The sequence below is a fragment of the uncultured Devosia sp. genome, from assembly GCF_913055165.1.
Classification (GTDB): domain Bacteria; phylum Pseudomonadota; class Alphaproteobacteria; order Rhizobiales; family Devosiaceae; genus Devosia.
Genome location: NZ_CAJXJS010000028.1, coordinates 1 through 20,293, shown reverse-complemented (window position 1 = coordinate 20,293; position 20,293 = coordinate 1). Strand labels below are relative to the sequence as shown.

The window sequence follows — 20,293 nt, the reverse complement described above, 5'->3', positions numbered from 1 at the left end:
GATCGTCGCGGGGGCGGCGCCCCGGGAGACCAGTGCGTGTCGACGCGCGAAAAAGACTCCAGCGCAAGGGATGGATGCCGGATGGCGGAGACGGTCAACCGGCTCCGTTCACGACAGCCCGGTCCGTAAGGATGCGCCCCAGGCTAAATCGCTTTGTTTCAGGCTGACGGGTAAACACGCACTTCGCCTCGACCCTTAAAGGCTCGCGTTTCAGAATATGTAAATCCCGTCTTTCCCAGTGAGTTAATGAGAATTTCGCGTGGTTCGCGGCGTCCCTTCTGTCTACTATGGCTTGAAAGGAGGCTACCCGGTTTTGGTCAAGATCAAGAGACCTTCAACAACCACGCTCGAACACGTGAATACTCACGTGATATTCATTCATGGGCTCAAAGGAGATGTCGAAGACACATGGATCTCCGGTGAGGGTTCTGAAGCAGAGTTCTGGCCCGCATGGCTCGAAGAAGAGCTGCCAGACGTTGCTGTCTGGAGCATTGGTTACCCCGCCGATCGCGTCAAGTGGCGCGGCGGCATTGCGATGGCAACGCAGGACCGTGCTACTGGTATTTTCGAACGCCTCCTGGTCGAACAGGCACTGGGCCGAGGACAAATCATACTTGTCGGCTACAGTATGGGCGGCGTGATCATCAAGGAAATGCTGCGTCTCGCGGAAAGGCAGTCTTCTACCAATCCCCGGACCGCCGATTTCGAGCGACGGGTACGAAAAGCCGCGTTTATCGCGACGCCGCACCTTGGTTCTGCAACGGCCTCGATCGCAGTCAGTCTCGGTGCTCTTTTCAGACCTACCGATGCCACGCGCGGGCTGAACAGAAATAACCCACATTTGCGGGATCTGAATGCCTGGTTCAGAGACTACGTCACCCGGCACCGCCTCGACGTTCTCGGACTGGGCGAAACCCTGAGAACAGTGTGGGGAAAAATCGTAGAGACGGACAGCTCGGATCTTGGACTGGCATCTCCGGCCAGGTTCATTCTTCTCGATGTCAATCATGACACAATCGTCCAGCCACCGGACCGCGAGGCCGATACGTATGTCCTTCTGAAGGATTTCGTGCTCCAGGCACCAACAGGTCAGCATGCGGATGCACGGCAGGCTTCTCAACTGGGGAACATGGACGAAAAACTCGATGAGCTTCTTCGTCGCTCAGGTCCGGTGTCAGCCCGCAGAATTCTTAACCCGATCATTGATCGTACCGCACAGGAGAGGATTGCGCGTCTGCGCAAGTCCCGCCGCTTTGTTGGTTCTGATCCAGTGGAAGACGCCCGCCAGCTCGCACGTGACATTCTTGAAGGTGAACTTCAGGATAGCTCTGCCGCGACGCGAGCCAGCGCCCTTGCGTGGAGTTCACGCATACTGTCGACTATCGATGTGAATGAGGCCGACCGTCTGTTGGGCGAAGCGCGGAGACTCGCCAGCAGCGATGAAATTCTGATCGCGAGTGCGTTCATTGCCTCGGCACGAGGGGACAAAGCCGGTGCAATCGAAAGCCTTTCTTCGATCAACACCCCACAGGGCCATTCTGCAAGATACCTGGTCGCTACCTTAAATCTGGAACCGGAGCAGACGGTCTTGTGGCTCGATGAGTCTGACCTCCGGTTTGATGACCTGGATGCTGACGGGAAGTTTGTCCATATGGGCCGCCTGATTGCGGCTCTCGATATCCCACGTGCGCTAGAACACGCAGAGCGCATAACAGTCGAAGATATGGATTACTCCCCACCTTTGCAGCATGTCGTGGCCACGGCACATATGCTGGCAGCAGTTCCCGCTGAGAAACAGGACATGCTGATTGACCATGTTCCTTTTGACTGGGCGCAATTCCCTCTGAAGGAGGATGCAGATTCTCTGGAGCACCGCAGACAGGCCCGGGAAGCTTTTTCAGCTGTAGCGCGGGCAGCCGGCGAACTTGGATGCGAGCACGCACGTCGGGGAGCGGAAGACTTTGCACTCTGGCTGGCACTGCGTGACCCGGAAGGAGCCATGGCAGCGCGTCAACAGCTGACCCGAAGCATGTCTGACCCCGGTGTTATGGTTCATCTCGTTCCCATGGCCATCCAGTTTGGTCTGCCGCTGAACAGAACGGCCATCGATCAGGCCATCTCCGTTGTGGAGTCTACTGAAGGCGACACATCCAACGACGCCCTTATGGCGCGCTTCATGCTGGCGATGGGGGATGAAGACAAAGGCGCTGTTGCAGATTTCATCGACAACAACCGGGAACGTCTCGGACGGGTGGTCAGTGCCGCAGCCGTATCCGCTTTCGAAATCCGGGCGCTTGCAGACTCCGACAGGCTCCCCGAAGCCCGTACGCGGCTTGAAGCTCTTCGATCCAGTGGGTCTGCGAGCGAACTCGACATAAGTGCCCTTGAAGCTGAACTATCAGGGATTCAAGGTGAAGACACAGTTTCCGCTCTCGAAGAGCGGTTCCGGGTTAGTGATAGCCTGGACGATCTGATGCCTCTCGTTGGACGCCTGCAACAGCAGAACGAATGGCGTCGCCTGACCCCCTATGCACTCGAGCTTTTTGGGCGCCTGAACGACCTGAAAAGTGCAACCGCATATGCCCGTGCCGCTTATGAGTCTGAGGACTGGCCCGCGGTTATCGCATTTCTGGACCAGCATAACGACTTCCTGCAACGCTCGGAGACTTTGCGGGGAATCCTCGCATGGTCACTGTACAGGCAGGGCGAACTGCGTCGCGCCCGGCAGGAACTTGCATCGCTTCTTGCGACACAGGACAACGAGAATACCAGAGCCCTTTTCATTAACATCGCGATAACGTCAGGCGACTGGGATGCACTCGCTACGTTCGTCGAAAGTGCGTGGACGAACAAAGAAGAAAGAACAGCTCCAGACCTCCTGCGGGCGGGCCAGATCGCAGCGGCCATCGGGTCGGGACGAAGTCAGAGCCTGATCCGCGAAGCCGTCTCAAGAGAACCCTCAGATCCTGAGGTCCTAGTAACTGCCTACCATGCTGCCGTGTCCGGCGGATGGGAAAATGATGAAACGGTCGCAGGCTGGCTGCAGACGGCGATTGAAGGCACAGACCAGCACGACGGCCCTATCCAGCGGATGTCCCTTGATGACCTCATGGACATGCGTCCTGACTGGGAGCGCCAAGAGAGTGATGTATGGGAACAGCTCACCAGAGGTGAAATGCCCCTGTTCCTTGCAGCAAGGAGACTGAATCGCACAACAATCAGCATGTTGCTGACCCCGGCCCTTGCAAACCTGGACGAGGCAGATCCCCGGCGTCGCAGTCTTTTCCTGAACTATAGCGGGAGAATGAGTAGCGCCAATGCCGTCGCTGCAAGGGACAACATCACTCCGGACCAGACAACGATCGCTCTTGAGGTTACTTCACTTCTGACATTGTCCTTCATCGACCGCCTCTCTACGGTCCTCGAGCGCTTCCGCAGAACAGTGATACCGCATTCAACACTGGCCTGGCTGCTTGATGAGCGTCAGAAGGTTCAGTTCCATCAGCCTACACAGGTGCAGCATGCTCATGAGCTTCGTAACCTGCTTGCGCAGCCGGAATACTCCATTCTGGGCGATGTCGTCAGGCCGGGCATGGATGATGTCGATGAATTTGGCGAAGAGCTGGCAGCCATGCTTGAGACTGCCCGCCTGGGGACGGAAGACAGCAGGCAGACTGTGGTGGTCAGACCGGGCCCGGTTCACCGTCCTTCGACACTGATGCGCGAAAACGCCGACCTAAGCGCCTATGGCGATGTGGTCTGCGGCTGCAGCGAAGTGATAACCGCCCTGCTGGCGGAGGGGCACATCACTCCGGAAGAGGCGAGTCGTGCCAATTCCTATCTGCGCGTTCATGAGTTGCCTTGGCCTGACGCTCCCACCATACAGCCTGGCGCGACGCTGCTGCTGGATGATCTGGCGGTGTCATATCTCCAGCACCTTGAACTCCTGTCAACATTGGGTACAGCGGGCTACAGGGTCGTCTTCTCTGAGGGCCATGCCGAGCGGGTAGACGCACTGATACGACATGAGTCCTACGCCAATGCGACCCTTGAGCATATTGAATCCGTAAGGGCCAGCCTCGCACAGGGAATCGCCGATGGCAGAGTCATTGTCGGTCCCGAGGGGGTCGATGAAGAACTGACATTGACGAATATTGGCCGGCATCCGACCGCTGGCGTTTTTGCGCTCGCAGGCGTGGTTGATCTTCTGGTCGTCGATGACCGGGCGCTGAATAAGTACGCCAACATCGATCATGAGGGCCGTAGCGTTCCGATCGGATGCAGCCTCGATCTGCTGGCAATCCTTGAAAATTCAGGAGCGCTGAGCGCCTCGGACCGCACGGAGTCAGAAACCCGTCTCCGCCGCGGTGGTTTCCAGATGATGCCCGTCAGGCAGGAAGAGCTGGTCCGGCTCGTGAACGCAGCCAGCATCCAGAATGGAGAGATACAGGAAAACGCTCATCTCAGATCGATACGTGAGAGTATCGAAAGGCTGAGAATGACCAATGCCTTGCAGATCCCCCTGGACCAGCCCTGGTTTGAGCAGTTGCTGGCCAGCGTTCGCGAAAGCGTCAGGGCCCAGTGGAATAGTGAGGTTGATGATGCGACCGCACGGGCCCGATCCGACTGGCTGCTGGGACTGATTCACTTCCAGGGATGGTCGCACAGCTTTGAGCAGGCGAATGACCGGGACGCCATCACCAATCGGTTCCGGATGCTTTGCTGGCTTACATTGTCAATTCCACTGGGTGCGTTCGGTGACACAATGAGGCGCTATTCGTCCTGGATGGAAGACACGCTGATGCGGGCCTTGCGGTCAGAGGATCCTGCGTCACTGGCATGGCTGACTGAGCAGACAAGGAGCTACATCGAAGAGCTGGCGCGACGACTGACTGAGGAGGAAAGCGATGCTGAATGAGGAAGGCCAGGAAATTGTGCTCGAGCTTATGCGATATTTCCCGAAGACAATCCGGGATGAGCTTTTGCATGATCGCGACTTCCGGGTCCGCAACGGGCTCCGAAGTGTCGGCGACATAAACTTCCCCGGAAGTTCGGTCCCCTTCTCCAGGAATGAAACACTGGGCGCTGTCGGGCGCGTCTTCAGGGAAGGGTCAACACCGGAGAAGGTCCTCGATAAGACTGGCGCGGAATGGGAAGCCCGCTGGGACTCTGGCCGGGGCTATCCCGTAATGGTCAAGGGCGAGCTTGAGATACCACTGCAAGGACTGTGGTTCGTTGCAATCGATGATACCACCCGGCGAGCCATGCTTGATCGCATGTTCAGCGAAAACAGGGCTGTGGGACGAGAGTTCGACCACTGGCGGGCAGTTCTGACCGCTGGCCCTGTGGACTATGACGATATCGAGCAACTCCATGACGACATGGAGAAAACACCGACGCAGAATGTGTTTGGAATCCGTTCCGGCCTGTCGAATGGAAGCTCGCACCCGGATACGCTCGTCCCGCGAGGTCTGGCCTACTATGAACGACTAGTAGGCTCTGCAAAAGATGCTGACACAGTGACGGCTTTCGCGGCGGGTCCCGCGAAAGCACATGTGGCGGAGCTGCTGCAGTGGAATGCAGGAGCCGGACTGAAACAGGCACTGCTGTTGGGATCGCAGGCCAGTCTCGTGCCGTCACTACCGGACGGTCTTGATCGCGCAGTACTGGAGCGTGTGGTCAATTGGGCCGCAGCATATGGCGACCGTATTTCGCAGCTGTCTGCATTCGAACTAGGGCTTCGCCATTTGCCGGAATATCCGGCATTGGCCGTCGATCTGGTTTCGATTGCCGAGCAGATAAGAGATGACGATCCAGATGACCCTGAAGGCCGTCTGCTTCTGCTATCGAACCTGTTCGTCTTTGTAGATGCTGGGGTTGCCCATGGAGGAGACCTTCGTGACGTACCACCGTACTGGAGACGGCTTGCGTCACTCGCACAGGCTTCAGTAATCGAGAGGGAGTTCATCCTGGCTGGCCTGCGCGCCGGCGACACGGAAAGCTGGGTGAGGTCCGGACGCGGAACACCCTTTTATCTGCAGAATTCCATCGATGGAAGAAAAGAACCGCGATGGCTCCCCGACTTTGCAAATCCTCATCAATGGAAGAGAGAACTGGTGAGCCGCATTATCGGTGCGGCCGAACGCAATCCGGCGGCGATTGACGGGACACCGCTGGAACCGATCCTGAAGTCCAGGGAAAAGGGCAGCCTGGTTGACCAGTTCGAATTCCCGTTCTCCTATCTCCCCGGCCCCCTGGAGGGCGGTCTCGACCTCATGGTCGATGCACCTGCAGAAATCCAGGAAGCGGTGGGTGAAAGCCTGTCGGTTAGCCCCCTCGAACAGACAGCATTCAACGCGCTGGTGAACACCTGCCTTGTGTTCCGCACGCCTGTTGAACTTGCCCAGCAGGCAGCTGAAGTCATCAAGAATGCCAAGTACCGCATCCGTGAAAATGTGGAGTCTGGACAGCATTTCGCGATGCTAAGCGGTCTTGCAACGGTGGCGGCGGTGACCAGAAGTCGCGATCTGGCCAGAGAAGTGCGTGTCCTGACGAGAATTGCTCTCCTGCGGGGCGATGACAACATCAATCCCGTTCAGTCTTTCCGTATCTGCCTGATCGCTGCGAATGGTTTCGAAGACATCCGGGAGTGGCGAGCATTTCTTGGTGAATGGGTTACAGAGTTGGCTTTTGGTGATCTGGAAAAGGCGCAGGCCCTCAATTTACATGGAATGATCGAAGCGCTTTGCGCCCTTGAACCAGCATTATGGGCGACACTGTCGCGGGCAGAAGCTGCGCTCTCTTCATTCATCAGCGTGAAAGCATCAGCGCAGTAAAATCAGTCACATGTCCAGCGGTGTGACCTCTCCATTCTCCCGAACAAAAAACAGGCCTATTCCGAGTTGGCGCAACCCTCCCTCGGTCTCACCGTAGAGTGTTCGATATCTCGGAAAATCGGGGAAGGCCAAAGCGACCTTGCTTTCCGGGTAAAGATTCTGAAGTCGCATTCCCTTGAGCAGAGCGTGCGAATACCATTGCTGTGCTTGGCTCGCTGGATTGGTCGATTTCTTTTCAGCAGCCTTTCTTGGATCGCGGTAATGGCTGGAAGGATAACCCTTCGCCTCTACCACCAGAGTTTCACCGGCCTTTGTGGCTTCAAGATCGACACCGCGCGCTTTGCTGCGCGTGTCGGCGAGCCCGGTGATTGTCCATCCCGATTCTGACAGAAACTGTGCCAGTGCACGGACGACATTGCCCTCCCAATACCAGTCTGCGGTGACATCAACGGCAGTCATGGCAGCTGACATACACGTTCCGCGCCATATCCCGGGCGCAGATGTCTCCGTAATGCCATTGTGGGTAGCTCATCGGCGATCATGCCTGCCGGTCCCGGACCAGATTGATGAAGGTACTAAATCCCATCAGCTGGGTCTGCTGTTCTGGCCGGTACGTTGCATGCAGCCCAGTGGGCAGCACAAGCTGAAGGTTCTCCCGGCGCATTTCCTCGGTCTGGGCAAGGGAAATACCGGGTTCAAGTGTCAGCAGGTGCTTGTTGCGAATACGATTGGCCTCGGCCAGAACCTGCCGCCAGCGATCCTTGCATGACGTCTTTGCGGCAAGCATGGTCAACTGAAGGTCCGGCCACGCCGGATCATGGTATTCGGCCTCGCCTGGAAACAGGAAGTCAGGGCCGGCTCTCTTCTCGGTGGTAGCTTCCCGACAAAAGCGCACATTGTGCAATTTCAGGATGGCTTCAACGTGATTCCCAAATGCCCAGCCTGCCCGTGACTTGCGACGGTTCTGGACGGACAGGGAGAACCGGACAAACTCATCTACGTCTGGCTTGCCACCGCTCATGAACCCGTTCTCGAGGCGTTTACCGACCAGGTGACGCTCGAGAGTCATGAACAGTCGCTCTTCCAGATCCATCAGAGCCACAATGGCCCCATCGGGGTCATCGCGTCCGTCGATGTCCTGGACGTGCTCCCATGTGAAGGCAGACAGTTCTCTTGTGGGCGGGAAGGCTTCGCCGAAGCGGGCCAGCATCAGTTCAAGCAGGCTTTCTTCGGTGGCAATAACCTCGACACCGATGAATTCCAGTATCTGCCGGGCGATATAGCCCACGGTCTCGCTGGGATCATCGCGCAGGTCGCGTGCGCGCAGGAGATTGCCTTCCGGATGTTCCAGACCGAAGAGCCAGAGAAGCTGCTGCTCGATGGAGCTGTCCCGTGGACAGAAGAGCGCCAGCAATGGACCGGACACAGGCTGGCAGAGGATCAGCGTGTCGCCTGCCCTCGCCCTATAGACAACTTCTTCGGCTTCTGCGGGATAGTAGAAGCGGTATTCGGCAGCGCGGTTGGGATCGTTCCTGCGACTGTCATACCAGGTCGCAGAAAGTGGCAGGGATACCGGCGGCTCCTCGTCACTTAGCCAGACATAGGTCACCGGTAAGACATCGTTCTGCGCGTTCTCGCCAAGAAACTTCCGGAACCGGGTAATACCCTGCAGTTCATGTCCGTGTGAGACCTGCGGGTCTACTTCCGTGCCGCGTAATACCTTGGCGCCGACACCGACGAAGTGGTCTGACAATGCCCCCTGTTTCATGCGGCGCCCCCCAGCGTCAGCGAACTGATTTCACCATGTCCTGATTCCGGATTGCGAAGCCACTGTGCGAGGTCTGAAATGACCGCTGCGGCTCCCGGCCCGCGCCTGTCACGAAACGCACATTCCCACACCGTCATGTGACGCCAGCCTGTGGCGTCCAGCTGGTCGCGAACGCGGGTATCCCTCTGCCTGTTGCCTTCGATTTTCTGCTGCCAGAATTCCTGTCTGGTGCCCGGCAGGCGAAACAGATGGCAGTTGTGGCCATGCCAGAAACAGCCATGGACCAGAATAGCCGCGCGGTAGCGTGGCAGCACGATGTCAGGCTTGCCTGGAACATCCTTCGCATGCAGCCGGAAACGGAATCCTGCTGCATGCAAACCTTTGCGGATGACGAGCTCCGGCTTCGTGTTTTTCCCACGAATGCCGGACATCATCCGGCTGCGCGTTGCCTGGTCAACGATATCAGGCAACGGCCCTCTCTTTTTCCTGAGCCTGCGCGGAAACACTCGCCCTGACCTTCTTTTTGGCCGGGGCACCAGAAGACTTCTGCACCAGATGGGGCTCCATAAGGCGCGCGATCGCTGCCACGACCGGCACGACAACGGCGTTTCCGAACTGGCGATAGGCCTGCGTATCGGACACCACGAAGCTGAACGGCTTGTCACCGACCTGTTCAAACCCCATCAGGCGCGCACATTCCCGTGGCGTCAGACGGCGCGGGTTCTTGCGCTTCTGGCTGATGAGGATTTCCGAGCCGTCCTTGTGGTATCGCGCAGAAAGCGTACGGGCCACGTCATTGGGACCGACAAGACCAAAGCCAAAGCCGTTGCCTGCAGCCCGATGCTTTTCCGCATAAGCCTGGAGGTAACCCCAGAGATGATCGGAGAGCGTATAGCGCGCCTGAACTTTTCCCTTCGGCCCTTCAAGGAAGCGGGGATCATCCCCTTCCGAGCCATTCTCGGGATGCAGGATGGATGCAAGCTTCGGCGCGAAGGCCTTGTCCGGGACTGGCAGGTCATCAAAATCAAAGCCGCTGTCTTCGCGGAAACCAACAATGAAAATACGCTCGCGATGCTGCGGCACCCAGTGCCGGGCATCAACGATGCGCGTCTGAACCTTGTAGCCAAGGTCTTCAGTGAGCGTTTTCATGATCACGTCAAACGTGCGGCCTTTATCGTGGCTCTTAAGATTCTTGACGTTCTCAAGGAGGAACGCTTTTGGCCTGTGGTGTTGGAGAATGCGCGCCACATCAAAGAACAACGTGCCCTGCATTTCGCACTGGAAACCATGCGCGCGACCAAGGGAGTTCTTCTTGGATACGCCAGCCAGTGAGAACGGCTGGCATGGAAACCCGGCGAGCAGAACGTCATGCGCCGGTATGTCCGCAGCTTCAATCTTCGTGATGTCCCCGGCAATCTCGTGGTCATCTTCGGGATAATTGGCACGGTAGGTCTGCTGGCTGAACTTGTCCCATTCGCTTGTGAAAACGCACTTGCCGCCAATGGCGTCAAAGCCCCGACGCAGACCGCCAATTCCAGCGAAAAGGTCAATGAACGTGAATTCGGACTTCCTGTTCTCCTGCTTCGCCGGAACAAGCAGCTTCAGAACTTCCATGGCTGCCTTGCGGGGCTCCCCGTCTCCTGCTTCGAAGCGGTAGCACTGCCGCTCTGTGTAGCCGAGATGTGCAGCCGCTTCCGCAACGGAAAGCCCGGCTTTTTGCCGGAGTTCAGAAAATTCGGACATCATTCCCCCTGGGTCGATTTCTGACATGGTGTCAGATTCGAGCCTGCGGAACAAGAAGAGAACAGGCAGTCGCCCAAAATAAGGATTTCTGCTGACCCGGGTTGGCAGATACTCCTCTGGAACACGGAGCCGCACGACCACTACATCAAGCAAGATTTTGTTTTTGCTAATGTTTCAGCTCGCAAGAAGCAAAACCGATGGCGTGCGAGAGATTTTTGTCCTAACCTGATGCCCACATGGAAGACAAAGAAAAAACCTACAGTTTCAAATCCCGAGCAAGACTGCTCCAGCACCTTGGTGACCAGCTTATTGGAACCCCAAGACTTGCCGTATTTGAGCTGGTCAAAAACGCCTACGACGCGGATGCGTCGTATGTGAAGGTGCGACTCGGCGGGATTGGTTCTGCATCACCATACATCCAGGTTACGGACGATGGCAGCGGCATGTCCCTGGAAACAATCGAGAATATCTGGCTTGTGATTGCGCACGATCACAAAGAGCGCGAATTGCGCCTCCAGCAGCGCACGCGAAAGGGGCGGCTGCCCCTAGGTTCAAAGGGCCTTGGCCGTCTTTCTGTTCACAAGCTTGGGAACAATATTGAGCTGGTGACTCGCGCTCAAGGACGCGACGAGGTGGTTGTCACACTCGACTGGAATCAAATCATTTCCCACGAATTTCTAGAGGATGCGGCCATCGACATCCAGACCCGCACTCCAGAAATCTTCACCGGACAATCCACGGGTACCAGAATTACCGTCACAGACCTTCGTGAGAAATTTTGGACTCGTGGCGAAGTTCGACGGCTCTATCGTCAGGTGACATCGATCTCATCACCTTTTGGCAGTGAAGCACTGGACGATTTCGTTGCCGTGCTTGAGGTGCCCGACTACCCCCAATGGATCGATCGCCTGCCTGATCCGGTAGAAATACTCAAACGCGCACCATGGAAATTCGAGTTCAGCTTTGACGGCGAAGAGTTTCGCTACACATACAGTTTTCGGAAAATTCCCGGTATTGCGCGCGAACCGCGCGAAATCATCCAGGAGAAAGGTCGGCTGCTTATTCCGCCCCCGGAACTAGACGATGATGACCCGCTATTCAGCGGCCAGGTTGAGGGAACTACGTTGAAGAAGGTCATCGCCGATCGCGAAACGCTTCGCGGTGTAGGTCCGGTTTCAGGTGAGTTCTACGTATTCGACCTCTCGCCAAAAATTTCAAGCCGCATGGGGGAGACGCAACTGATCCGCGATTTTCTCGACGAAAACGGCGGTATCCGGGTCTACCGTGACGGAATCCGGGTTTATGACTATGGTGAAAAACACAATGACTGGCTTGGCCTAGACCTTAAGCGCGTCAACAATCCCACGAAAGGCCTGAGCAGAAATATTGTGGTTGGACACATCTCGTTATCGCAGGAAGGTAGCACTGATCTCGTCGAAAAGTCCAACCGCGAGGGGTTTGTCGAGAACGCCGCTTACTCCCGCCTTCGCCGCGTAGTACTTGGCGCTATTGAACCATTGCAACGTGAGCGCGAGGTTGACCGTAAGGAAATCCGAAAACTGCTTGGCGATGTCCACGATCCAGAAACTCGCAGTATCATGGAGCCAGTCGCCGAGATAAGGGCACTTGCGCAGAAAAAGAACCTTTCGGCGCAAATTGATCCGTTACTCGACAGGATTGAGCATGAATATGTCTCCATGAAGGAGCGACTACTTACGGCTGGAATTTCTGGGACTAGTCTGGCCGTCGTGTTTCATGAAATAGAACAGGGGATCCGCTCTCTATACAACAACCTGGGTTCAGACCCGGCACTTGCAGGAGTAACTGAACAGGTAAGAGAAATGATGCGTCTACTGGACGGTTTTTCTGATCTGCTCAGGAAGAAGGATAGAAAGGCTGTCGATCTTAGGAATCTTGTACGCCGCGCACGTGACCTCAGCCTAATAAGGTTTCGGCATCATGGCGTCAGGCTGGAATGCCCCCCTCTTGAAGACTCGTTTCCATCATTGACCGTCTCATGCTCCTTTGGCCTGACGCTGGGAGCACTGACCAACCTGATAGATAACGCGATTTTCTGGCTTCGCTCACGTTGGCCGGAAGGCGAGGACAATGAAGGGCAGCGCGCAATATTCATCAGTATCGAGCCGGATTTTCCTGACGGTCCTGCGATCATAGTTGCCGACAACGGCCCTGGTTTCATGGACGCGCCGTCTGAACTTGTGAGACCATTCTATTCCCGCAGACCCGAAGGCATGGGCATGGGCCTCTACTATGCGAATATGGTCATGGAACTAAATGATGGCGCACTGGTGTTTCCGGATTTGTCCGAGGTTGATGTTCCGACAGAATTCGATGGCGCGGTTATTGCTCTGCGCTTTGGCAACGCCGGAGGGCAATGATGTTTCTAAGCTCGCGCTTTGTGATCGTTGATGACAAGCAGGAACATCTCTCGGGCATAAAAGCCGCATTGGATCAACTTCGACTGGACTGTCACACCAAACTTTACGACGTCGAAACGATAGGCGATTGGGAACGACTTCCAGGCGTCCGTATCCTGTTCATGGACAAAAACCTCCGCCCTGGATTGACAATGGGAGGCGGACCTCAGAGCGCGTTTGCTGCCATCGCCGAGGTGATTGAAAAGCTCATCAGTCCGCAGAGCGGACCGTACGGGCTTATTCTATGGGCAGAGGATCCAGAGATGGACGCTCTAAAAGCTTTTCTACAGGAAAGGCTGGCCGTCGTGAGTCCGCTGTTGATGCCGGTATTTTTTGCGGAACTCAAGAAAGGCGATTACATCGACCTTAATGGCAACGTGCACAACGCAGAAAAGCTGAAAGCCGACATCCTGGCGGCGCTTGAGCAAAGCCCCCAGATGAAGGCTTTGTTTTCATGGGAAACTGACGTCATGGCGGCATCCGATGCAGTGCTACGATCAATTGTTGATCTTGTGCCGGAGAATCTGCGTGTTACGGACGGGTTCGGGCAGGAGTTGGGAAAGGTTTTCTATCGGCTTTCTCAAGCGGGTGCAGGGATAAACAAGGCACTGGATGACCCCCGTGCTGCAATCAATCGCGTTTTGGTGCCAATTCTTGCAGACAGGATACTTGAACATGACCCTGAGGCGAATGCAGGGGACAAATGGAGAGATGCGCTTGTTAATCCGGGAAATCAGAATGCCACTATACAGGTGAAAGCCGCGGTTAATACGGCAATTCATCTTTCCCACGCTCGGTCCCCCGGTAGTGTTCCGACAAAACCGACCGACCTTGGAGCTGTCGTGGATTTTCCGTTCGAGGATGCCGAGGCCGCGCTTGAACAGAAGTTTGGGCTCTCAAAAGCCATTTTGATGGACGACAAGTTCTTTGGCGTTTCCGAACAGGAGTGGCCGAATATACGCCTTCGGCTGATCCAGATCGGCGCCGCGTGCGATCACGCCCAGCCTAACAAAGGACCATTGTTATATGCTCTCGCGATCGAGTGGCCCTTCACAAACGATGATGGTTTTAGGACAGGTGGCGCGACGCTACATCAGGGCAAAAAGACTAAGGACGGGGAGCAGCTTTGGTACTCTCCGCTTCTCCTGGTTGGGCCTGATAAGCGGGCTGGCAAGATAACCGCTATCTTAAATTGCACTATGGCTGCAACGCGTGATGAAGCCGCCAACTGGACTGTGGCGTTCCGAATGCGGGACGAGTTGATTTCTATGCTCACACAGGCCTTTGCACGTTACATCTCACGACCGGGTATCGTTGAACTCTCCTAGTACCGGGGGGATGCAACGGGGGCGCGTAGCGGGCCCCCTTGCCAAGTGGTGTGGTACTACCACACACATCTTGCGGCCTGCAGACTTCAGGATTTTGACCCATACCTGACCTGCTGATGCACCGGCCCAGCCAAGGGCCCTAATCTTCCCTTCCTGCCTCCAACTCTTACAGCCGCTGGCAACTCAAACGTAGCCACCTAGCGATGCCCGCAGAATCTACTAAGACCGTTTCCCTCGTTCCCTATCTCCATCGCTCGTAACGAACAGCACAAAAAAAGCCCCGCCGGATACAGCGGGGCTCTTCAGCATCAGTTTTGGTACGTCACAGGGTGAATTCGGAGTTCCGGGTACGCTTGGGCTCCGGCTTTGGTGCCTCCTCCGGTTTGCGGTTGGCGCGAAGGGCGATGCGTCCATCGACGGGGATACCATCGAATATCAGCGCCAGCCCCTTGCGATCCCTGTGCGGGAAAGCCACGCCCACCTTGATCCATCGTGCCGTGTCGCCATCACCGAGTACCTTGTAGATGGTATGAGTGGGGCGGGTTTTATCGTTCGTGCTTGCTTCAGTCATTTCAGTCTCCGTTTTGCTTCATGCCGGACACCGCGTCCGGCTTCATGGGGACTGTCCGCTGTCGTGGGAAAAGCGTCCGGTCACACGCCACGCACAGCGTGCCTCGCGGGCGGAGCTGCACAAGCCGAAGGCGCGGAAGCGAGCCGCGTTGAACGGCGCGACCACGGCAGCAAGTCTCCCAATGTGAAGCCGAGCGCGTTTCGGTCGTGAGAAACGGGAGGTTGTGAATGATGCGCCGGAAACGAAGTGCCCTATCATTCGCCAGCGACTAACCGGGGCTGATCGACCTGATGGATCTCAGGTGGTCCCTGATATTCTCGTCACGGAAGCCGGGGGCGTTGCGTCTGATCCAGTCGATCCGTTCGTCAGCCTGACGCATGACGCTTTCCATCCCCACACGCCGGTTCCGGGGTGGAAGACCAATAGGCCCGCACTGCCGGATGACTTCGAGCAGATGGCGTTCCATCATGCTGTGCACGCTGTCGGCGGGGCGCTCGTTCATCATGATGTGAAAGTCATACCGCCAGCAGCTTTCAGCAAAATGGTAAGGCGGCTCTGACAGGGGCGACCTGAATCCGTGATGGCGGCGCAGGCGCGCAAAGTGAAACTCCAGCAGCGCCTTTTCGAAGACCGGGTTGTCGCTCTCGAAGATCAGCGGGTCTTCACCGCAGTAGAAATCCAGGAAGAGACCGACCTCGAAGAAGAAGACCCGCAACTTGCGATAGATGGCGGCAACGCTGTTGGTACTGAGCCGGACGTCCCTACCGGCATCCACCGCAGTGCTATCCCGTACAAAGTGGCCGAGCACCCTGCGAAACCGGTACTCACTGATTTTGGCAGCGTGAACCAGCGGTCGCGACGCGCGCTTTGCTCTCGGCTTTTTGGAAAGTTCCGCCATCCATCGGCGTCCGGTTTCGTCGCGATATCAGCAACATAGAAGACCGGATCGAGACCAGGCAACGCTGTTTGCTTGTAATGACCATCCGCACGCACTCTGGCGATCCGGTCTTTCTCGCCGCACATTCCGGAGCATGAGATCGCGCAAATCAGTCGATTTCTGAATACCGGCAGAAAAAACTTGCATCACTCTTGAGTTTATAGGAATATCTTCCTGTGTGAAACAACGCGCAGGAAGGACGCCGAAGCGAAGAACGGAAGTGCAAGATGGACAGAACAGCGGGTCGAGAAGACCACGGCAATGCGAACGGGCCGACCCGCCATGATGTACCACACGGAGTGGATGATCTCGTTCGTCTTCTTGCCCGAATTGCCGCCGAACGTGATTTCCGCGAAGCGCTGGAGGCCAGCCGGTCTCCTGACGCCAGTCGGCCGCAAAAGGGGGACACATGACCAGAGTTTCGTTTTACGCGCGTATGTCAACGGACAAGCAGTCCGAACACTCAGTGGACGACCAGCTGCGACTTTGTCGCGATCACGCCATTGCCCATGGCTGGGAAATCGCCAAGGCCTATACCGACCGTGCCATTACCGGCTCTACAATGATCCTGCGTCCGGGCGTCCAGCAACTGATGGAAGCCATCCGCGAACGGCAGGTCGACGTCGTTCTTGCAGAATCCCTCGACCGCCTCAGTCGTGACCAGGAAGACATCGCGCACATCTACAAACGCATTCGCCACGCGGACATGCGACTGGTCACGCTGGTCGAAGGTGAAATCGGCGAACTGCATATCGGCCTCAAGGGCACGATGGGCGCGATCTTCCTGAAGGACCTTGCCCAGAAGACGCATCGCGGCCTTGAGGGGCGTGCGCTTGCCGGCAAGAGCGCCGGCGGCAAGTGCTATGGCTATGACGTCGTACGCAAGCTGGATGAAAAGGGCGAACCCATCCGTGGAGACCGCGCCATCAATGAAGAGCAGGCAGCGGTCATCGTCCGTATCTTCCGGGACTTTGTTGCCGGAAAGTCAGCCAAGCGGATTGCACAGGACCTCAATCGTGACGGCATCCCTGCTCCGACTGGTGACGCATGGGGCCATTCGACGATCAACGGCAATCGTCGACGCGGCAACGGCATCCTCAACAATGAACTTTATATCGGTCGCCAGATATGGAACCGGCAGCGTTTCCTGAAGCATCCCGACACCGGCAAGCGCGAGGCCAGACCCAATCCGGAATCCGAATGGGTCATCACCGAAATTCCCGAGCTGCGCATCGTTCCGCAGGAACTGTGGGATCAGGTTAAGTCCTACCAGCGCGAACTCGATGAAAAGCCGCAGTTCTGGCAGAAGCAGCGCCCGAAGCGGCTCCTGTCCGGACTTTGCAAGTGCGGGCACTGCGGTGGTGGCTACTCCAAGATTTCCGCGCAGCACATCGGCTGCTCGACGGCACGCAACAAGGGAACCTGCGACAATCGCAAGTCCATACATGTCGGCCATCTCGAGGAGCGTGTCCTGAAGGCTCTTCGCTCTCGCCTGATGGAGCCCGAACGCTGCCGGGTCTTCTGCGATGAGTACACGGCCCACATGAACCGCCTGCGGGCAGAGCACAACGCGGCGCTGAACGGTTACCGTGCGGAATACGAGCGCAACGAACAGCATATCGACAAGATGCTCGACGCCATTGGTAATGGCCTCGACCCCAAGAAGGTGAAGGACAAGGTCAACTTGCTGGCGGCACGTCAGGAAGAACTGGAAGCCCTGATCGCTGACTCTAAGGAGGCTCCGATCCTGTTCCATCCGAACATGGGGCGTCACTATGCCAACGAGGTCACGAAGCTCGTGCGGTCACTCAACCAGGAAGAACACCGCAGTGAGGCCGCCCACATCCTGCGGTCACTGATCGACCACATCGAGCTGACGTTTGATTCGGCGACGCACGAACTGGTGGTCGACCTTCATGGCGACCTTGCTGGCATTCTGCAGATTGCCAGCACCGGCAATATTGAAACACGAAAGGAGAAGGGTTCGATGAAGAACACCCAAAAAGCAAAACGCCCGGTTTCCCGAGCGAATGAAAATGCCTTGGCGGCTTCCGGGTCGCTTGCGGGGGGCCGTTCTGCCACTGGCAGAAACGACCACCCCATCATGCAAGCTAAGCTGGTTGCGGGAGCAGGATTTGAACCTGCGACCTTCAGGTTATGAGCCTGACGAGCTACCGGGCTGCTCCATCCCGCGTCAAACAGCGCTGCCTTGCGGCGCGGTGTGACGGCTATATAGGGGGTGAAACCGCAGACCTCAACCCCTCTTGGTCATTCCGTGACGGTTTTTTGAACCCGCTGCACAAACGCGCCCCAATCGCCTGCCCACCCTGTGGAAAACCCTTTCATCGGCATTTGCCGCTGATCGACTTCCATACCAGGCCGGGCTGGTCTAGGGTCCGGCCAAATCACCACACCGGCTCAGGGAATCCGCACGCATGAAGATGAAAAAACTCGGCCGCACAGAGGTTTCGGTCACCGATATTTGCCTGGGCACCATGACTTGGGGCAGCCAGAACACCGAGGCCGAGGGCCATGCCCAGATCGCCATGGCGCGTGATGCCGGCATCAATTTCATGGACACCGCCGAGCTCTACGCCGTGCCCGGCAGCCCGCAGACCAGCGGACGCACCGAGGAAATCATCGGCAATTGGTTTGCCCAGCATAAGGACCGCGACAAATGGGTCCTCGCCAGCAAGATTGGCGGCGGCGGCTCGAGCTTCCTGCGCGGCGGGCGCCGCGCCGACGGCCCATCCATTCGCGAAGCGCTGGACGCCAGCCTCAAACGCCTCAAGACCGACTATGTCGACCTCTACCAGATCCACTGGGCCAGCCGCGGCCACTACCATTTCGAGAACTACTGGCGCTACCAGCCGCACCGCCAGGACACGGCCGATGTCCTGGCCAACCTCACCGACATGCTCGAAACCCTGGGTAATCTCGTCCGCGAGGGCAAGATCCGCCATGTCGGCGTGTCCAACGAGACCACCTGGGGCATCGCCAAATGGCTGCGCATCGCCGAGGAAAGCGGCCTGCCGCGCCTGGTCTCGGTGCAGAATGAATACAATCTCCTGCGCCGCCTGTTCGATCATGACCTGGCCGAATTGAGCCATCACGAGGACGTGGGCCTGCTTGCCTATTCGCCCCTGGCCGGCGGCATGTTGAGCGGCAAATATTTCAATGGCGCCACCCCCAAGGGCAGCCGCAAGGATTACCAGAAGGGCTTCTGGCGCCTGAACGAACATTCCGATGCCGCCACCCACGCCTATCATGAGGTCGCCGCGCGCCACGGGCTCGACCCGGTGCAGATGGCCATCGCCTTCTGCCGCACCCGCCCCTTCATGACCTCGACTATCATCGGCGCCACCAGCACCGAACAACTGGCCCAGGTGCTCGGCGCCGTCGATCTGGTCCTCTCCGACGACGTCCTGGCCGATATCGACGCCACCTATCGCCGCTTCCCGCGCCCGATCTGAGCGGGCAAAATGGGCCGGCCTGTCCGGCCCATTTTCTTGGACCCGGGACTGGTGCGCCCCTCCGGCAGCGCTATAGTCGGCCCCGACAAGCCCACTGCCGGAGCGCGCCCCTTGACCACCCTCTTCACCTCGGTTTTCCCGCTCCTGGCCTATCTGGCCTATAACATCATCGTGCCGCTGATCGAGCGGGCCCGCCCGTCCCTCTCGGTCATCATGAACATGCAGCGCCGCCGCTGGGTGGCCAATGCCACGCGCCGCGAAAGCCCGTTCGATGCCATTCTCTCGGGCAATATCATGGGCTCGGTGAGCTTTCTGGCCTCCACCTCGGTGCTGCTGGTGCTGGCGGTCTTCGCGGTTTTTGGCCAACTCACCACGCTGATGGAAGCGCTCGAATCCCTCTCGCTGGAGCGCACCTATTCCGTGCTCGATGTGCAGATCCACCTTGGCGTCATGCTGGCCATGTTCGTCCTGGCCTTCTTCGCCTTCACCCTGTCGCTCCGCCAGTTCAACCACTTCTGCATCATGCTCGGTGCCCTCGATCATGACCGGGTCACCACCGATGAGGAAATCGACGCCATCACCCAGATGAACGGGCTGGGCGCCCGCAATTTCAATTCCGGCATCCGCGCCTACTATTTTTCTGTTTCCACCGTCGCCTGGTTCGTTTCCGAGTGGCTGGCCGTTGCGGTCTGCCTGGTCACCGTACTGGTGCTGGCCCATCGGGAGTTCTTTTCCTCGGCCCACCGCACTGCTGCCTCGGCTGCCGTGATTGCCGCGCGGCTGCGGCAGAACCCCGGCGCCGCCGTCAATCGTGACCGGACTGATCCGCCCCGCGGCAATTTATGACGTTGACATTCAACAATGGCAGCGGTTTATTCCCGCCCGTTGAGAACCTGATATGGCCCCGCCATGCTTGTCTGCCAGTGCAATATGATCACCTCGAGGGAGATCGAGGACATCGTGCTCGACCTCCTCAGGGCCGATCCCTGGCAGCTTGTCGTTCCCGCCAAGGTCTACGCCGAGCTCAACCGTCGCGCGAAATGCTCGGGCTGTGTGCCGAATGTGGTGGACATTATCGTCCGCGTCACCGAAAATTATCATGCACAGCAAGCCCATCAGCCGGCCGAACTGGTCGAACTCCAGTCGGGGCTGGAAAAGCTCAAAAAGCAACGGAACGGAGTACGTCGTGAAAGGCGAAG

The 20,293-nt window shown here is 57.5% G+C and carries 14 protein-coding genes and 1 tRNA gene; 8 read left to right on the top strand and 7 right to left on the bottom strand.

From position 1 onward, the window contains the following. Window positions 1-313: 313 nt before the first annotated feature. Window positions 314-4,918, top strand: a complete 4,605-nt coding sequence (locus QZ564_RS10755) for a hypothetical protein (protein WP_297109155.1) — start codon at window positions 314-316, stop codon at window positions 4,916-4,918. Continuing rightward, complete coding sequence (locus tag QZ564_RS10750) at window positions 4,908-6,836, top strand: hypothetical protein (RefSeq protein WP_297109152.1); 1,929 nt, start codon at window positions 4,908-4,910, stop codon at window positions 6,834-6,836. Before QZ564_RS10755 ends, QZ564_RS10750 begins: the two co-directional genes overlap by 11 nt. A 6-nt stretch (window positions 6,837-6,842) precedes the next feature. Here QZ564_RS10750 and QZ564_RS10745 read toward each other — a convergent pair whose 3' ends face one another. From QZ564_RS10745 to dcm, 4 genes are all read right to left on the bottom strand, one after another. After that, window positions 6,843-7,295, bottom strand: coding sequence for a hypothetical protein (locus tag QZ564_RS10745; protein ID WP_297109148.1), 453 nt, complete (start codon window positions 7,293-7,295; stop codon window positions 6,843-6,845). Window positions 7,296-7,374: 79 nt separating this feature from the next. Continuing rightward, complete coding sequence (locus QZ564_RS10740; protein WP_297109145.1) at window positions 7,375-8,604, bottom strand: type II restriction endonuclease; 1,230 nt, start codon at window positions 8,602-8,604, stop codon at window positions 7,375-7,377. Next, the gene (locus QZ564_RS10735) at window positions 8,601-9,074 is read right to left on the bottom strand and encodes a very short patch repair endonuclease (RefSeq protein WP_297109141.1); all 474 of its coding nucleotides are present in this window, start codon (window positions 9,072-9,074) and stop codon (window positions 8,601-8,603) included. The genes QZ564_RS10740 and QZ564_RS10735 overlap by 4 nt, the downstream gene beginning before the upstream one ends. Next, window positions 9,067-10,374 (bottom strand): DNA (cytosine-5-)-methyltransferase, encoded by a 1,308-nt coding sequence (dcm, locus tag QZ564_RS10730; protein ID WP_297109138.1) that lies wholly within the window; start codon window positions 10,372-10,374, stop codon window positions 9,067-9,069. Before dcm ends, QZ564_RS10735 begins: the two co-directional genes overlap by 8 nt. Before the next feature lie 209 nt (window positions 10,375-10,583). Between dcm and QZ564_RS10725 the strand changes: the two genes are divergently transcribed. Both QZ564_RS10725 and QZ564_RS10720 read left to right on the top strand, forming a co-directional pair. Then, on the top strand, window positions 10,584-12,746 hold the full coding sequence (locus QZ564_RS10725) for an ATP-binding protein (protein WP_297109134.1): 2,163 nt from the start codon (window positions 10,584-10,586) through the stop codon (window positions 12,744-12,746). Next, window positions 12,746-14,113, top strand: a complete 1,368-nt coding sequence (locus tag QZ564_RS10720) for a hypothetical protein (protein WP_297109132.1) — start codon at window positions 12,746-12,748, stop codon at window positions 14,111-14,113. Before QZ564_RS10725 ends, QZ564_RS10720 begins: the two co-directional genes overlap by 1 nt. Before the next feature lie 322 nt (window positions 14,114-14,435). On the opposite strand, the gene QZ564_RS10715 is transcribed toward QZ564_RS10720, so the two are convergent. Both QZ564_RS10715 and QZ564_RS10710 read right to left on the bottom strand, forming a co-directional pair. Beyond that, entirely contained in the window at window positions 14,436-14,684 is a 249-nt protein-coding gene (locus QZ564_RS10715) for a hypothetical protein (RefSeq protein WP_297109129.1), read from the bottom strand. A 268-nt stretch (window positions 14,685-14,952) separates the two neighbouring features. Further along, a complete protein-coding gene (locus QZ564_RS10710) occupies window positions 14,953-15,582 on the bottom strand; it encodes a hypothetical protein (protein ID WP_297109125.1) in 630 nt (209 codons plus the stop codon). Between the two features lie 448 nt (window positions 15,583-16,030). Between QZ564_RS10710 and QZ564_RS10705 the strand changes: the two genes are divergently transcribed. Beyond that, entirely contained in the window at window positions 16,031-17,782 is a 1,752-nt protein-coding gene (locus QZ564_RS10705) for a recombinase family protein (RefSeq protein ID WP_363311994.1), read from the top strand. Here QZ564_RS10705 and QZ564_RS10700 read toward each other — a convergent pair. Beyond that, window positions 17,739-17,815, bottom strand: a tRNA-Met gene (locus QZ564_RS10700). The genes QZ564_RS10705 and QZ564_RS10700 overlap by 44 nt on opposite strands. Before the next feature lie 241 nt (window positions 17,816-18,056). On the opposite strand from QZ564_RS10700, the gene QZ564_RS10695 reads away from it, so the two are divergent. From QZ564_RS10695 to QZ564_RS10685, 3 genes are all read left to right on the top strand, one after another. Beyond that, window positions 18,057-19,094: an aldo/keto reductase gene (locus QZ564_RS10695; protein WP_297109123.1), complete on the top strand. Its 1,038-nt coding sequence runs from the start codon at window positions 18,057-18,059 to the stop codon at window positions 19,092-19,094. A 111-nt stretch (window positions 19,095-19,205) separates the two neighbouring features. Next, complete coding sequence (locus tag QZ564_RS10690) at window positions 19,206-19,940, top strand: DUF599 domain-containing protein (protein WP_297109119.1); 735 nt, start codon at window positions 19,206-19,208, stop codon at window positions 19,938-19,940. Between the two features lie 63 nt (window positions 19,941-20,003). After that, window positions 20,004-20,293, top strand: a 290-nt coding sequence (locus QZ564_RS10685; protein WP_363311982.1) for a (2Fe-2S)-binding protein, incomplete at its 3' end; no start/stop codon positions are given.

What these genes read in the sequence shown, in the direction of transcription:
- QZ564_RS10715 (WP_297109129.1), bottom strand. Translation starts at nt 14,684, where the DNA reads ATGACTGAAGCAAGCACGAACGATAAAACCCGCCCCACTCATACCATC.
- QZ564_RS10710 (WP_297109125.1), bottom strand. Translation starts at nt 15,582, where the DNA reads ATGGCGGAACTTTCCAAAAAGCCGAGAGCAAAGCGCGCGTCGCGACCG.
- QZ564_RS10705 (WP_363311994.1), top strand. Translation starts at nt 16,031, where the DNA reads ATGACCAGAGTTTCGTTTTACGCGCGTATGTCAACGGACAAGCAGTCC.
- QZ564_RS10695 (WP_297109123.1), top strand. Translation starts at nt 18,057, where the DNA reads ATGAAGATGAAAAAACTCGGCCGCACAGAGGTTTCGGTCACCGATATT.
- QZ564_RS10740 (WP_297109145.1), bottom strand. Translation starts at nt 8,604, where the DNA reads ATGAAACAGGGGGCATTGTCAGACCACTTCGTCGGTGTCGGCGCCAAG.
- QZ564_RS10745 (WP_297109148.1), bottom strand. Translation starts at nt 7,295, where the DNA reads ATGACTGCCGTTGATGTCACCGCAGACTGGTATTGGGAGGGCAATGTC.
- QZ564_RS10720 (WP_297109132.1), top strand. Translation starts at nt 12,746, where the DNA reads ATGTTTCTAAGCTCGCGCTTTGTGATCGTTGATGACAAGCAGGAACAT.
- QZ564_RS10725 (WP_297109134.1), top strand. Translation starts at nt 10,584, where the DNA reads ATGGAAGACAAAGAAAAAACCTACAGTTTCAAATCCCGAGCAAGACTG.
- QZ564_RS10750 (WP_297109152.1), top strand. Translation starts at nt 4,908, where the DNA reads ATGCTGAATGAGGAAGGCCAGGAAATTGTGCTCGAGCTTATGCGATAT.
- dcm (WP_297109138.1), bottom strand. Translation starts at nt 10,374, where the DNA reads ATGTCAGAAATCGACCCAGGGGGAATGATGTCCGAATTTTCTGAACTC.